The following is a 14,839-nucleotide window of genomic DNA, read 5'->3' as shown; positions in this document are numbered from 1 at the left end:
CCGCAGAGGTGGGCCGGTCTTCCCTAGTCGAGGAAAGCGCCAGCCGACCGCAGGCGGTCGCCGCAGACAATCAGCTTGTTATGCAATGCCGGCATCCGATGCTCGCGGATGTCGACGTTGCGACTAGGGTAAACGTCCATATGCCTTGGTTTGTCAGGACTGGGAGCCAGCCGACGCGGTGCGCCGGGAGGCGCGCGCATTGTCGTGCTGCGCTGCGCAAGTGTCAACCCATGGATCATGAATCTGGCCGACGACCCCAGTGTTCGCACCAGGCGCACGTAATACAGTGTAGGGACGCCCGTATACGACCACGCCACGCTCCGGAATCCCATGACTGATCCAGCCAAGCTCTACGCCAGGGCCACCTCCGCCTACAACCAGAGGAACTGGCGAGAAGCACTGGGATTGTCGATGCAGCTCCTGCCGCAAGCGCCAAACCATGCCGAGCTGCATTTTCTGGCGGGGCTGGCGGCGCTGGAACTGCAGCAGATGTCGCCAGCGCTGCAGTACCTGCAGCGCGCCGCCAATCTTTATCCACTACGCGCGGACTACGCGACGCAATTCGCGAAGGCGCTGTCCATGGTCAATCTTTCCGCCGATGCGATGGTTGTCGCGGAGCGGGCACTCGCCCTGTCGCCGCTGGATGCACATGCGCTCGACACGCTCGGCGTCATCTTCACGCGCGCCAACGCCCACGAGCGCGCAACGGCGTTGTACGAGCGTGCTGTCTCGCTGGCGCCCGAGCATGCCAACTACCGTTACAACCTCGCCAAGTCGCTGGTGTTCCTCGGCCGGATGGACGATGCCGAGCGCGAACTTGGGGTTTGTCTCCGACTCGCACCGGACTACTGGGGCGTGTATCTGACCCTGTCGCAACTGCGCAAGCAGAGTTTGGCCAGCAACCATCTGGAACCCTTGCATGCGCGATTGCCGAAAAGCGCAGGCAACCCGCTAGCGCAGATGAACCTGCACCTTGCGCTTGCCAAGGAATACGAAGACTTGGCGGACTATCCCAGGGCGTTCGAACATCTCGTGGCCGGCAAGGCTGCTGCCGGCAGCATGCGCCATTATTCGCCACGGCAGGATGAAGCGCTGTTTGAGAAGTTGATCCAGGCATCGCCGGGGCCACAACCCGTTGGCGCCGGCTGTTCAAGCGATGAGCCGATCTTCGTGATCGGCATGCCGCGTTCGGGCACCACCCTGGTCGAACGCATCATCTCCAGCCACCCGGATGTGCATGCAGCCGGCGAATTGCAGAATTTCGGGATCGCGCTAAAACGCGCTTCCGGCAGCCGTACGCCTCAGCTGCTCGATATCGACACCATCGAACGTACGCGCGAAATCGACTGGCAAAAGCTGGGGGAGGCCTATCTGGCCAGCACCCGCCCAGATACCAGCCACAAGCCGCGCTTCATCGACAAGTTGCCGCACAATTTCCTGTACCTCGGAGCAATCGCGAACGCGTTACCGAATGCCAGGATCATCTGCCTGCGTCGCGATCCGATGGACACCTGCCTCAGCAATTTCCGCCAGCTGTTTGCCGTCACGTCGCCGAATCACGATTATTCGTACGACCTGCTCGATACCGGCCGCTACTACATCCTGTTTGACCGCCTGATGGCGCACTGGAAACAGCTGTTTCCGGGACGCATCCTGGAAGTGGATTACGAAACCCTGGTGGACTCGCAGGAGGCCGGCTCCCGACAGCTGCTGGCATTCTGCGACTTGCCGTGGAACGACGCCTGCCTGCATTTCGAGGACAACCAGGCACCGGCCACCACGGCCAGCGCCGTGCAGGTGCGCGAGCCGATCTACCGGCGCGCAGTCCAGCGCTGGAAGCAGTACGAGACGCAGCTGACCGGACTGAGGGAACTGCTGGAAAGTGCGGGCATCGCGCTCAAACCGTAAAGCGCGACACTCAGAGCGTGGGCTGCAACACCAGTCCCTGCTGCACCATCGGCTCGACCAGCCAATGGTCGGCCAGCAGGAACGCGAACAGCGCCATCAGGTACACGATCGAGTACTTGAACACCTTCATCGGGAACAGCTCGTCCGGCGGGTTCAGCAGCCGCACCGCGTAATACAGGAAGCCCGCACCCAGCACGACCGCACCGCCCAGGTAGATCAGGCCGCTCATCCCGGTCAGTGCCGGCAGCAGGGTCACCAGCACCAGCAGCACCGTGTAGAACAGCACCTGCCAGCGCGTGTAGACCACGCCATGGGTGACCGGCAGCATCGGCACCTGCGCGCGCGCGTAATCGTCGCGGCGGAAGATCGCCAGCGCCCAGAAATGCGGCGGCGTCCACACGAAGATGATCAGGCACAGCTGCAACGCGAACGGATGCAGCGCGTCGGTCACCGCGGTCCAGCCCAGCACCGGCGGGATCGCGCCGGCGAGGCCGCCGATCACGATGTTCTGCGGGGTGGCTCGCTTCAGGTAAGCGGTATACACCAGCGCGTAGCCGATCAGCCCGCCGAAGGTGAGCAACGCGGTGAGCGGGTTGACCAGCAGCACCAGCACCAGCATCGAGGCGATGCCGAGCAGCACCGCGAACACCAGCACCTGACGCGGCGTGAGCGAGCCGGTGGCCAGTGGGCGCCGCGCGGTGCGCGCCATCAGCTTGTCGATGCGCTCGTCCACCAGGTGATTGAAGGCAGCCGCCGAACCGGAAGCCATCCAGATGCCCAGCGTGCCGAACACCAGCGCGCGCCATGGCGGAATGCCCGGCACGGCGAGGAACATGCCGATCACCGCGCAGAACACCAGCAACGCGACGACGCGCGGCTTGGTCAGCTGCAGGTATTCGTGGACGTGCGCGGTCATCGAAGCGCCCTGGGCGAGTGGAACGGCACATCATGGTGCCTTGGCTGCGTCCGCGCCAGCGTGGCCAGCAAGGTAAACAGCAACAGCTCGGCGACACCGTTGTGCAGGGTGGCCACGGCAAGCGGCAAACCGAAGTGCACGTTGCTGATGCCCAGCAGCACCTGGGCCACCAGCACCACGCCGATCGCGATGCCATGCCGGCGCAGGCCACGCTTCGCCGCACGATGCGCCAGCCAGGCGAGGTAGCAGAACACCACCAGCGCACCAAGCCGATGGGCGATCTGGATGGCGCTGCGCGCCGCCATGTCCAGCACGCCGCCTTCGTAGTTCACGCCGATGCCACGCCACAACACAAAACCCTGTTTGAAGTCGGTCGGCGGCATCCACTGACCCATGCATTTGGGGAAATCGGTACCGCAGGCCAGCGCCGCATAATTCGACGAGGTCCAGCCACCCAGCGCGATCTGGCAGATCAGCAGCACGATGCCGAACACGACCGCCTTGCGCAGGGCCGCATGACTGTCGTCATTCGCGCCAACCCCCGCGTAGCGCATGGCCACCCATGCCAGCAGCGCGAACGTGGTGATGCCGCCCAGCAGGTGACCCATCACCACCACTGGTTTCAACAGCAGCGTCACCGTCCACATGCCGAGCATGGCCTGGAAGATGATCACCGCCAGCACCAGCACGCTGATCCGCCATGCACCCGGTCGGCGCAGCGCGATTGCCGCCAACAGCGGCAACGCGATCGCGCATGTGGCCAGCAGCGGCGACCAACGATGTTCGCCGCCGATGTACAGCCCCACCCCGACGGCCGCAAACACCGCGGCAACGATGATTGCCAACTGCGCGCCGCGCCGACGCCAGCTGGCCAGCAGCGCCAGCAACAGCACCAGCACGCCGAGCGTGCCGGCGAGGAAGCGGTGCACCTGCTCGCGCCAGGCCTTGTGCGCCTCGTACGGGCGATCGGGGAAGGCCGCATCGGCCTTGGCCACCGCCTGCGCATGCTGCGGCCAGGTCGCCTGGCCGTAGCAGGTCGGCCAGTCCGGGCAAGACAGGCCGGCGTTGGACAGCCGCACGAAGGCGCCGAACATCACCAGCCCGAACGCGAACACCGCGGCGAGCAGGGACAGGCCGCGCAGGATCCTCAGCGAGCGCGGCGCCATCACTTGATCACCTTCTGCAGGTCCTTGCGCAGGCCGGAAGGATCGAATCCGGCCGGATACCACGACAGCGCGGTACCGTTGGATTCCACCAGCAACGCGCTGACGCTGTCCGGCGTGGTCGGCCGGTAGCTGGCCAGCTTGCCGGCGACATCCTCACCGAGCTGCCAGTAGTTCTTCATGCCGTCGCGGTCGTCATCCGCCGGCGGCGTGCCGAGATAAAGCAGGCGCAGGCGCGACTGGTTGCGGTTGAGCGTGACCCGCGCGGCCGCCATGCCGGTCAGCGTCGCCAGGCATTGCTTCGCGCAGCCGGGGCCGGCCAGCGCCACCAGGGTCATGCGCGGCTCGCTGTCGCGCCAGGCATAGGCCTGGCCATCGCTCAGCTGCACCTGCAGTTTCTCGTCGACGAAATTGCGCTGCGGCTGGATCGGTTGGCCATTGCCCTTGGCGCCCGGTTGCCAGCCGCTCCAGGTGAGCAGGCCCGCTGCGATCATCGGCGCGGCAAACACCAGCGCGATCAGGATCAGCAGCATCCGGCTGCGGCGCAACGATTTCGGATCAACAGTATTCATTGGACTTCATCGTCAGTCAGGGATCGGGATTCGCGCGGCTTGCGCCGGCGATTGAGCGCCAGCAGGATCACCACCGCGGCGATGGCGAAGGAGAACCACTGGAACGCATAGGCACGATGCCGCGCCGGCGGCATCGAGGAAAAGTCGAGGGTGTGCACGCGCACGTAGATCGAGGCCGGGTCGGCATCCAGCGCCAGCACGCGCGGATACAGCGGCCGACCGAGATCGCGCGCGACCGCCTGCGGGTCCAGGAAGATGCTGCTCTTCGGCCACTGCGTCTGTCGCGCCAGCGCATCGCCGCCCATCTCGAAACCGAGCGGCGGCGGCGGCACGTACAGACCTTCCAGGCTGACCGCGCCGGTGGGCAGCGGTGGCAGCTGCGGCACCTGCGCCGTACCGTTGCCGGGCAGGAAACCGAGGTCCACCAGCAGCACGGGCTGGGCCTGATCGCGCACCACGAACGGCGCGAACACTTCCACCCCGCCGCGCTCGTCATGCTGCGGGTTGTCCAGCAGGTACAGCCGGTCGACCAGGTAGCGACCGTCCACCTGCACCCGTGGAAAACCGTCGGCGGGTGGCGTCTCGGCCACCTTGGCGAAGTCCTGCCGGGGTGCGGAAGCCGATGCGGCATACCGCCGCAGAAGCGCTTCCTTGAAGTCCGCACGATGCAGCTGCCAAACGCCCAAACGCATGAACAGCAACGCACCAGCCGCGGTCAGCAGCAAGGCCCACCATGGCGGACGGCGAAATCCGATCACGCGGCGTATCCGCCGGTGATCGCTATACTGCCGCTGTCGAAATGGATCGGATCAATCACGTGGAAACCGTCTACAAATGTGCGCTGGTGGTGGTGCTGCTGGTGGTGATCTTCAGCCTCGGCCAGGCGCTGTACTTCATGATGACCGACAAGGACGACGACAAGCGCACCGTGTGGGCGCTGACCCGCCGCATCGGCCTGTCGCTGGTGCTGATCGGCATGGTCGCGCTGGGCATCTGGATGGGCTGGCTGCACCCACACGACGTCGGCCAGTAATTGTAACCGGCTGTGCCGGCGGCGCGGCCCAACCGCGACAAATCGCGCGACACGGCGCCCGCCAACAGCAACGGCCGAACCTTCCTCTGCCCAACAAAAAGCCCGCCGATGGCGGGCTTTTTGTTGCCTGAGCCGGCGTGGCCGGCTCAACGGCAGCAGATCAAAGGATGTAGACGAACATGAACAGGCCGAGCCAGACCACGTCGACGAAGTGCCAGTACCAGGCCACGGCCTCGAAGCCGAAGTGGTGATCCTTGTTGAAGTGCCCCTTCAGCACGCGGAACCAGATCACCGCCAGCATGATCGTGCCCAGCGTCACGTGCAGGCCGTGGAAGCCGGTCAGCATGAAGAAGGTCGAACCGTAGACGCCGCTGTGCAGGGTCAGGTTCAATTCCTTGTAGGCCTCGATGTACTCGTGCGCCTGGAAGTTCAGGAACAGCGCACCCAGCAGCACGGTGAGGCCCAGGAACACCAGGATCTTGCCACGGTGCCCCGCGCGCAGCGCATGATGGGCGATCGTGACGGTGACGCTGGAGCTGAGCAGGATCAACGTGTTCAGCAACGGCAGGCCCCACGCCGGCACGGTCGAGAACGCGCCGCCGACATGCTCCGGACCATTGCCGCCGTTGGCGCCCCACGAGGCGGCGTAATCGCTCCACAGGAACTCGTGGGTCAGCGTGCCATGGCCGGTGCCACCGAGCCACGGCACCGAGAACATGCGGATGTAGAACAGCGCACCGAAGAACGCGCCGAAGAACATCACCTCGGAGAAGATGAACCACATCATGCCCATGCGGAACGAGGTGTCCACCTGGTGGTTGTAGCTGCCAGCCAGCGACTCGTTGATCACCGAGCGGAACCAGCCGAAGAACATGCCCAGCACGCCGATCACGCCGACAAGCAGCACGGTCTTGCCGAAGCCGGCATCGCCTGGCTCCGCATTCAGCCAGTGCGCAGCACCGAACACGGTGGTGAACATGACCACTGCGGCCACGAACGGCCAGTAGCTCTTGGCCGGGACAAAGTAAGCGTCGTGCTGCTGACCCATGGTGAGACCCCGTGGATTTCTCTTGATGACTTAACCCCGTGATGCCGACCGGGGAACTGCATGCCGGTCGTCGAACCCGACCGGTTGAAGAACACATGTAACGACTGCGGTAGCGCTATTTCATCAGCACGATCTGCACGAACGACACCAGGAAGAAAGCGGCGGCGATAACCACGAGTATCTTCACGGTGCGCCGCACGCCCTTGCGGCGTTCTGCGTCGTACTGATCAATCGCGGCATGTTGCATCTTCGGTTGCGTCATGTGGATCGGCTTCTCTGGGCGCCCTGCCGCTTCCGGCATACGCGCCCTGATGGTTGTTCAATCGTTGACGTGGCCGTGCGCCAGTTCGTCGTCGTGGATCACCGGCGGCACGTCGAAGGTGTGGTGCGGCGCCGGCGAAGGCACGGTCCACTCCAGGCCCTTGGCACCTTCCCACACGCGGTCGGTGGCCTTCTTCTTGGAGAACCACACGCCGTGGATCAGCACGCCGAGGAAGATCAGCTGCGAGGCGCCGAACAGGAAGCCGCCGATCGAGCTGATCATGTTGAAGTTGGCGAAGGCCACGTTGTAGTCCGGGATACGGCGCGGCATGCCGGCCAGGCCCAGGAAGTGCTGCGGGAAGAACAGCACGTTGACCCAGATCACCGAGTTCCAGAAATGCATCTTGGCCCAGAACTCGCTGTACATCCGGCCGCTCCACTTCGGCAGCCAGTAGTACGTGGCGGCGATGATCGCGAACAGCGCGCCGGTCACCAGCACGTAATGGAAGTGCGCCACCACGAAGTAGGTGTCGTGGTACTGGAAGTCGGCCGGCACCAGCGCCAGCATCAGGCCGGAGAAGCCGCCGATGGTGAACAGGATGACGAACGCGATCGCGAACAGCATCGGCGTCTCGAACGTCATCGAGCCGCCCCACATGGTGCTGACCCAGTTGAACACCTTCACGCCGGTCGGCACCGCAATCAGCATCGTCGCGTACATGAAGAAGATCTCGGCGCCCATCGGCAGGCCGACCGCGAACATGTGGTGCGCCCACACGATGAACGACAGGAAGGCGATCGAGGCGATCGCGAACACCATCGCCTTGTAGCCGAAGATCGGCTTGCGCGCGAAGGTCGGGATGATCTCCGAGATGATCCCGAACGCCGGCAGGATCATGATGTAGACCTCGGGATGCCCGAAGAACCAGAAAATATGTTGATACAAGACGGGGTCGCCGCCGCCGCCCGGATTGAAGAAGTTGGTGCCGAAGTACTTGTCGGTGAGCAGCATCGTCACCGCACCGGCCAGCACCGGCATCACCGCGATCAGCAGGAAGGCGGTGATCAGCCAGCTCCACACGAACACCGGCATCTTCAGCAGTTCCATGCCGGGCGCGCGCATGTTGAGGATGGTCGCGATGATGTTGATCGCGCCCATGATCGAGCTGATGCCCATCAGGTGGACCGCGAACACCACGTAAGCCAGCGAATCGCTCTGCAGCGACAGCGGCGGGTACATCGTCCAGCCGCCGGCCGGGCCACCGCCGGCCATGAACAGGGTCGACAGCATCAGGGTGAAGGCGAACGGCAGGATCCAGAACGACAGGTTGTTCATGCGCGGCAGCGCCATGTCCGGCGCGCCGACCATCAGCGGGATCATCCAGTTACCGAGGCCGACGAAGGCCGGCATGATCGCGCCGAAGATCATCACCAGCGCGTGCATCGTGGTCAGCTGGTTGAAGAAGTACGGCTGCATCAGCTGCATGCCCGGCGTGAACAGCTCGGCGCGGATCAGCATCGCGAAACTGCCGCCGATGAAGAACATCACCAATGCGAAGACCAGGTACAGCGTGCCGATGTCCTTGTGGTTGGTCGACATGAACCAACGCTGGAAGAAACTCTTCGGCGCGCCGTGGTGATCATCGTGGTGATCATGGGTGGCTGCGTGGGACATGGCCTTGCACCTCTAACCTGAAAATTGAATGCGGCTGCAATGAGACTGCGAGTAGCGGGGATGGACCTACTTGGCCGTGGCAGGTGCCGTAGCGGTCTGCTCGGCCGCCGGAGCAGCAGCCGTCGATGCCGCTGCCGGTGCCGCGGCAGGTGCTGCCGACTGCGCTTCCTGCTCGGCCAGCCACTTGGCGAAATCCGGCTTGGACTTCGCCACCACCACGATCGGCATGAAGCCGTGATCCTGGCCGCACAGTTCGGCGCACTGGCCGCGATAAGTGCCCGGTTCCTTGATGTTGGTCCAGGCCGCATTGATGATCCCGGGAATCGCGTCGAGCTTCCAGCCCAGCGCCGGCACCCACCACGAATGGATCACGTCGGCGCCGGTGATCACGAAGCGGATCTTGGTATCGACCGGCACCACCAGCGGCTTGTCCACGTTCAGCAGGTAGGTGTTCTCGTCGCCCACCTTGACCGCATAGGGATCCATGCCCGAGCCGAGCTGGCGGGTCTGGTCGCTCTGCGTGTCCAGCTTGGACATGAAGCCGACCTTGCTGATCGGCTTGCCGAGGTAGTCGACATAGTCGTAGCGCCACTTCCACTGGTAGCCGGTGACCTTGACGGTCATCTGCGAACCGGTGGTATCGGACCAGGAGGTGATCCCGCCGGTGGCCAGGTAGGCCAGCACGATCAGGATGATCACCGGGATCGTGGTCCACACGATTTCCAGCATGGTGTTGTGCGACCACTTCTCGGCCACCGCGCCGCGCGACTTGCGGAAGCGGAACATGGCGATGAACATCGCGCCGAACACCAGGATGCCGATCACCACGCACACGCCGAGCGAGATGTTGTTCAGATCGTAGGGCACCTGCGACCAGGTACTCGCACCGCGCTGCATGTTCAGCTGATACGGGTGCGGATCGGCCTGAGCCACGCCGCCGAACAGTGCAAGGGCCAGCGCCGCCCATGCCGTGAATGATCGCCTGATGCCGCCAGATGTCATGTCTTGCACCTTTGTTGAACCTGTTCGCGTGACCGGCCATGGAAATCCGCCAGCAACACCATGAGTTTCTTCGACAGCTCGACGCGTTCCTGATCCGCCAGAAAAGCGCCAATTTCCATTTCGCGCCCGTGCGATGACAACAGCAGGCGCTGGCGCCCATTACCCGGCTCCAGCAGCACGCGCACCCAGTACGACTGGAAACGCATGCGGCGGCGACCGGGCAGCGACTGCACCTCCAGCGACATGGCGTCGAGGGTGATGCGCTCACTGCGGTCACCGGCCCGCCAGGCCACGCTCAACGCGCAAGCCACGGCGGCGGATTCAACCAAGGCAAACAGCGGAGCAAATACATTCCCCTGCCACGCACCCAGTCCTGCCGTTATCAGCGCCAGCGCCACCAGAACCACGATCAATCGACGCAGGCCGCGTCGGCTGAGCGCGCGATTGGGCTTGAGCCACATCGTCACGCACGGCAGGCCGGCGGCAGCTGGTCGAAGCACGATCATGGGGATCCGGCGTGCCTGGAACAGCGGAATGATAGGCTGCGGCGAGTCAACGGGCAAGAATGTCGCACCCATGCGATCCGCATCAAGCCGCGGATTTACGTCAGCGAGCATGGCGACACCGCGATTGACCGGCCACCCGGGCCGGTAACGGACAGCGCCGACCCGTGCAGCGGGCACACGGAGTCCGGCGTACAATTCGACGTTTACACCGTCCCTGCCCTCGCACCGGCTTCCCCTGTGACCCAACCCATCCTCAGCCCCGAACTCCCCGCCGGCGCCGAGCCGGCCCGTGCGCGCATCACCGCCGCATGGCTGCGCGACGAGACCGAAGCGGTCAACGACCTGCTCGTCCAGGCCACCTTGCCGCCGGTCGAGCGTGAGAAGGTGATCGATCTCGCCGCCGACCTCGTCACGCGCGTGCGTGCACGCGCGAAGGACCAGAGCGCCGTCGAATCCTTCATGCGCCAGTACGACCTCTCCTCCGAGGAAGGCGTGCTGTTGATGTGCGTGGCCGAAGCGCTGCTGCGCATCCCCGACAAGGCCACCGCCGACAAGCTGATCCGCGACAAGCTGGGCGATGCGGACTGGAAGAAGCATCTGGGCCAGAGCGAGTCGCTGTTCGTCAACGCCTCCACCTGGGGCCTGATGCTCACCGGACATCTGGTGAATCTCGCCGAGGACACCCGCCACGATTTCACCGGCGCGCTGAAGCGGCTGGTCGGCCGTGCCGGCGAACCGGCGATCCGCCTCGCCGTGCGCCAGGCGATGCGCATCATGGGTCACCAGTTCGTGATGGGGCAGACCATCGACGAGGCGCTGGACCGCTGCGCGAAGAAGGAATACGCGGTGTACCGCTATTCCTACGACATGCTGGGCGAGTCGGCGCTGACCAGCGAGACCGCCGAGCGCTACCAGCAGGATTACCGCAACGCGATCGCCGCGATCGGCGCGCGCGGCCCGTTCGCGAACCATACCGATGCGCCGTCGATCTCGGTGAAGTTGTCCGCGCTGCACCCGCGCTACGAGGTGGCCAAGCGCGAACTCGCCCACCGCCAGCTCAGCGAGAAGCTGCTGGAACTGTCGCAGCTGGCGATGAAGCACGGCATCGCGCTGTCGGTGGATGCCGAAGAGGCCGAGCGGCTGGAACTGTCGCTGGACATCATCGGCGACGTGTTCGCGCATCCTTCGCTGGAAGGCTGGAACGGCCTCGGCATCGTGGTGCAGGCGTATGCCAAGCGCACCCCGTTCGTGATCGACTGGCTGATCGAGACCGCCCGTGCCGCCAATCGTCGTTGGTATGTACGCCTGGTCAAGGGCGCCTACTGGGACGCCGAAATCAAGCGCGCGCAGGAAAACGGCCTGGCCGGCTATCCGGTGTATACGCGCAAGCCGAACACCGACGTGTCGTACCTGGCCTGCGCACGCCGCCTGTTCAACGCCGGCGTCGAGCTGATCTACCCGCAGTTCGCCACGCATAACGCGCACTCGATCGCCGCCGTGCATCACATCGCGCAGGGCCGTCCGTACGAATACCAGCGCCTGCACGGCATGGGCACCGACCTGTATGCCGAAGTGATCGGCCCGCAGAACCTCAACGTGCCCTGCCGCGTCTACGCACCGGTCGGCACGCACGAAGACCTGCTGCCGTATCTGGTGCGTCGCCTGCTCGAGAACGGCGCCAACACCAGCTTCGTCAACCGCGTCGTCGACGAGAGCGTGCCGGTGCGCACGCTGGTCGCCGACCCGTGCGAAACGGTGCGCGCCTTCGCTTCGATCCCGCACCCGCGCATTCCGCTGCCGGTGAATCTTTATGGTGAACTTCGGAAGAATTCCATGGGCGTCAACTTCTCCAACGACAACGAACTGAAGGCGATGGCCGATGCGGTCAACGCGAACGCTGGCCCATGGACCGCCGGTCCGCTTGTGCCGGGTGCAACGGCCAACGGCCCGACCGTGCAGGTGACCAACCCCGCCGACCGCCGCCAGACCGTGGGTAGCTACGTCAGCGCCGACGGCACCACCGTCGACAAGGCACTGAGCAATGCCGTCGCCGCGCAGCACGGCTGGGATCGCCTGCCCGCGGCCAGCCGCGCCGCGATCCTCGAACATGCCGCCGAGCAGCTCGAAGCGCACCGCGGCGAGTTCATCGCGCTGTGCGTGCGCGAGGCCGGCAAGAGCCTGCCCGACGCGATCGCCGAGATCCGCGAGGCCGCCGACTTCCTGCGCTACTACGCCACCATGGCGCGCCGCCTGTTCGGTCAGCCCGAACAGTTGCCGGGCCCGACCGGCGAGAGCAACCAGCTGTTCCTCAACGGCCGCGGCGTGTTCGTCTGCATCAGCCCGTGGAACTTCCCGCTGGCGATCTTCCTCGGCCAGGTCAGCGCCGCACTCGCGGCCGGCAACAGCGTGATCGCCAAGCCGGCCGAGCAGACCTCGCTGATCGGCTACGCCGCCGTGAAGCTGCTGCACGACGCCGGCGTGCCGGCCGACGTGCTGCAGTACCTGCCGGGTGACGGCGCCACCGTCGGCGCCGCCCTGACCCGCGATCCGCGCGTGGCCGGCGTCGCCTTCACCGGCTCCACCGAGACCGCCTGGGCGATCAATCGCGCGCTGGCTGCGCGCAATGCGTCGATCGCCGCGCTGATCGCCGAGACCGGCGGCCAGAACGCGATGATCGCCGACTCCTCCGCGCTGCCCGAGCAGATCGTCAAGGACGTGATCGCCTCCGCGTTCCAGTCCGCCGGCCAGCGCTGCTCGGCCGCCCGCGTGCTGTTCGTGCAGGAAGACATCGCCGACAAGGTCTGCGCGATGCTTGCCGGTGCAATGGGCGAGCTGAAGGTGGGTGACCCCGGCCAGCTGTCCACCGACGTCGGCCCGGTGATCGACGAGGACGCCAGGAAGATCCTGGTCGACCACGCTGCGCGCATGGACAAGGAAGCGAAGAAGATCGGCGAAGTAGCACTCGACCCGGCACTCACCGCCAACGGCACCTTCTTCGCCCCGCGCGCCTACGAAATTCCCTCGCTCGCCACGCTGACCCGCGAAGTGTTCGGCCCGGTGCTGCACGTGATCCGCTGGAAGGGCAGCGAACTGAAGCAGGTGGTCGAGCAGATCAACGCCACCGGCTATGGCCTCACGCTCGGCATCCACAGCCGCATCAACGACACCGTCGACTACATCGCCAGCCACGCCCGCGTCGGCAACTGCTACGTCAACCGCAACCAGATCGGCGCGGTGGTCGGCGTGCAGCCGTTCGGCGGCGAGAACCTGTCCGGCACCGGCCCCAAGGCCGGCGGCCCGCACTACCTGCTGCGCTTCGCTGGCGAGCGCACGCTCACCATCAACACCACGGCGGCCGGCGGCAACGCCTCGCTGTTGACGATCGGCGAGTAAACGCCCGATGAGGCCCGCTTCGGCGGGCCTCATCCATGGATACGCCACGCACTCCGCAACAACCCTTGTGCGCCGCGCCAACCACGCCGGCGCTGCCCGTGTTAGAACTCGTTCCTGCGCCGATGGGGTCGGCACGGAAAGGGCTCAGGCATGTCACAAGCGGCGGGAATGCAGGTTTCACGGCTTACACCGTCGTCGGTGGCCGAGCCCGATCCGCGCGCCCTGGCTGCCGACATACCGCCCAACGTACTGGTGCACCTGACCGAGCTCGCGGCAAGACGCGGGCTGTCCAGCGATGCGTGGTTCGCCGGGCTCGGCCTCACCCGCCAGCAGATCAACGATCCCAGCGTGCGGGTCTCCTACCGGCAGGCGCGCACGCTGATCGGGCGCGGGCTGAAAGTCCTGCGCGATCCGGCGCTGGGCCTGGTGGTTGGCAGCAATGAAACCATCGGCAGCTTCGGCCTGCTCGGACTGGCGATGATGACCTCGCGCAATTTCGGCGAGGCGATGAGCGTGGGCATCGAGAACCACAAGGTCTGCGGCAGCCTGCTCGATGTGGACTTTGCCGTGCTCGACGCGCAGACCGTAGCGGTGCAGGCGTGGCCGCGCTTCGGCGAGATCGAGCTGCTGCCGTTCCTGTGCGAGGAGCTGTTCTCCAGCTCGCTGGCCATTGCGCGCGAACTGGTCGGGCCGAAGCTGGTGCCGGTCCGGATGGAACTGACTTATCCCGCACCGGCCTATGCCAACGAATACGCACGGATTTTCCGTTGCGAAGTGCTTTTCGGCGCCCAGTACAACCGCATCCTGGTGGATACCGGCTGGCTGGCTCACCCGTTGCCCGGCTATAACCCGCTGACCTCGCGGCAAGCGTTGGCGCTGTGCCAGCAACAGCTGCGCGGCAACGCCAGTCATGACGAGATCGTCGGTTCGGTCGAGCGCCTGCTGCGCAGCCAGCTACGTGAACATCCCAGGTTGACCGAAGTGGCGCGCACACTGCATCTGAGCGAGCGCTCACTGCGGCGCAGATTGGCGGACAGCGGCCGCATCTTTCGCGAGATCCACGATCGTGTCCGCGCCGAACGCGCACTGGAACTGCTGCACGCGGGCCAGCTCAGCGTGGCCGAGATCGGCAACGAGCTGGGTTTCAGCGACCCGCGCGAATTCCGTCGCGCGTTCAAGCGCTGGACCGGCATGCCGCCGCAGTCGGCCCGTCGCAGCATGTCCTGAACGGATAGCTGGGCCCGACCCTCATTACAGATTCAAGACTGGCCGATTCGCCCCCCCTGTTCGTCCTTTTTGCCCTCCCCCTCATCGCACGCTTGCACGACAGTGGGCCATACCGCGCCGCACGGCGCCTGGGGA

The 14,839-nt window shown here is 65.2% G+C and carries 13 protein-coding genes; 4 read left to right on the top strand and 9 right to left on the bottom strand.

What is annotated here, in order from left to right:
- Positions 1-330 precede the first annotated feature (330 nt).
- Positions 331-1,908 (top strand): sulfotransferase, encoded by a 1,578-nt coding sequence (locus B0E46_RS03605; protein WP_077554334.1) that lies wholly within the window; start codon positions 331-333, stop codon positions 1,906-1,908.
- A gap of 10 nt (positions 1,909-1,918) precedes the next feature.
- On the opposite strand, the gene B0E46_RS03600 is transcribed toward B0E46_RS03605, so the two are convergent.
- The 4 genes from B0E46_RS03600 to B0E46_RS03585 are packed head-to-tail and all read right to left on the bottom strand — an operon-like array spanning position 1,919 to position 5,317.
- Positions 1,919-2,824, bottom strand: a complete 906-nt coding sequence (locus tag B0E46_RS03600) for a heme o synthase (RefSeq protein WP_077554333.1) — start codon at positions 2,822-2,824, stop codon at positions 1,919-1,921.
- Positions 2,821-3,990 carry a COX15/CtaA family protein gene (locus B0E46_RS03595; protein ID WP_077554332.1) on the bottom strand — a complete coding sequence of 390 codons (1,170 nt, stop codon included), beginning with the start codon at positions 3,988-3,990 and terminating at the stop codon, positions 2,821-2,823. Before B0E46_RS03595 ends, B0E46_RS03600 begins: the two co-directional genes overlap by 4 nt.
- A complete protein-coding gene (locus tag B0E46_RS03590) occupies positions 3,990-4,559 on the bottom strand; it encodes a hypothetical protein (RefSeq protein ID WP_077554331.1) in 570 nt (189 codons plus the stop codon). The genes B0E46_RS03595 and B0E46_RS03590 overlap by 1 nt, the downstream gene beginning before the upstream one ends.
- Positions 4,556-5,317, bottom strand: coding sequence for an SURF1 family protein (locus B0E46_RS03585; protein WP_139350404.1), 762 nt, complete (start codon positions 5,315-5,317; stop codon positions 4,556-4,558). The genes B0E46_RS03590 and B0E46_RS03585 overlap by 4 nt, the downstream gene beginning before the upstream one ends.
- Before the next feature lie 59 nt (positions 5,318-5,376).
- Here B0E46_RS03585 and B0E46_RS03580 point away from each other — a divergent pair, with 59 nt between their 5' ends.
- Positions 5,377-5,592: a twin transmembrane helix small protein gene (locus tag B0E46_RS03580; RefSeq protein ID WP_077519187.1), complete on the top strand. Its 216-nt coding sequence runs from the start codon at positions 5,377-5,379 to the stop codon at positions 5,590-5,592.
- Between the two features lie 160 nt (positions 5,593-5,752).
- On the opposite strand, the gene B0E46_RS03575 is transcribed toward B0E46_RS03580, so the two are convergent.
- The 5 genes from B0E46_RS03575 to B0E46_RS03560 all read right to left on the bottom strand — a co-directional run bounded on the left by B0E46_RS03575 (position 5,753) and on the right by B0E46_RS03560 (position 10,039).
- On the bottom strand, positions 5,753-6,640 hold the full coding sequence (locus tag B0E46_RS03575; RefSeq protein ID WP_077554330.1) for a cytochrome c oxidase subunit 3: 888 nt from the start codon (positions 6,638-6,640) through the stop codon (positions 5,753-5,755).
- 115 nt (positions 6,641-6,755) lie between these two features.
- On the bottom strand, positions 6,756-6,902 hold the full coding sequence (locus B0E46_RS17660) for a hypothetical protein (RefSeq protein WP_168171120.1): 147 nt from the start codon (positions 6,900-6,902) through the stop codon (positions 6,756-6,758).
- A 57-nt stretch (positions 6,903-6,959) separates the two neighbouring features.
- Positions 6,960-8,576: a cytochrome c oxidase subunit I gene (gene ctaD, locus B0E46_RS03570; protein WP_077554329.1), complete on the bottom strand. Its 1,617-nt coding sequence runs from the start codon at positions 8,574-8,576 to the stop codon at positions 6,960-6,962.
- Between the two features lie 66 nt (positions 8,577-8,642).
- On the bottom strand, positions 8,643-9,578 hold the full coding sequence (gene coxB, locus B0E46_RS03565; protein WP_077554328.1) for a cytochrome c oxidase subunit II: 936 nt from the start codon (positions 9,576-9,578) through the stop codon (positions 8,643-8,645).
- Positions 9,575-10,039, bottom strand: coding sequence for a DUF2244 domain-containing protein (locus B0E46_RS03560; RefSeq protein ID WP_077554589.1), 465 nt, complete (start codon positions 10,037-10,039; stop codon positions 9,575-9,577). Before B0E46_RS03560 ends, coxB begins: the two co-directional genes overlap by 4 nt.
- A 282-nt stretch (positions 10,040-10,321) precedes the next feature.
- On the opposite strand from B0E46_RS03560, the gene putA reads away from it, so the two are divergent.
- Complete coding sequence (gene putA / locus B0E46_RS03555) at positions 10,322-13,477, top strand: bifunctional proline dehydrogenase/L-glutamate gamma-semialdehyde dehydrogenase PutA (RefSeq protein WP_077554327.1); 3,156 nt, start codon at positions 10,322-10,324, stop codon at positions 13,475-13,477.
- Between the two features lie 150 nt (positions 13,478-13,627).
- Positions 13,628-14,704 (top strand): AraC family transcriptional regulator, encoded by a 1,077-nt coding sequence (locus B0E46_RS03550; RefSeq protein ID WP_077554326.1) that lies wholly within the window; start codon positions 13,628-13,630, stop codon positions 14,702-14,704.
- Positions 14,705-14,839 lie beyond the last annotated feature (135 nt).

It is taken from the genome of Rhodanobacter sp. B04 (genome assembly GCF_002001125.1).
Lineage (GTDB): Bacteria > Pseudomonadota > Gammaproteobacteria > Xanthomonadales > Rhodanobacteraceae > Rhodanobacter.
Note: the sequence above shows the minus strand (reverse complement) of the source record. Positions and strands in the feature narration are given on the sequence as shown.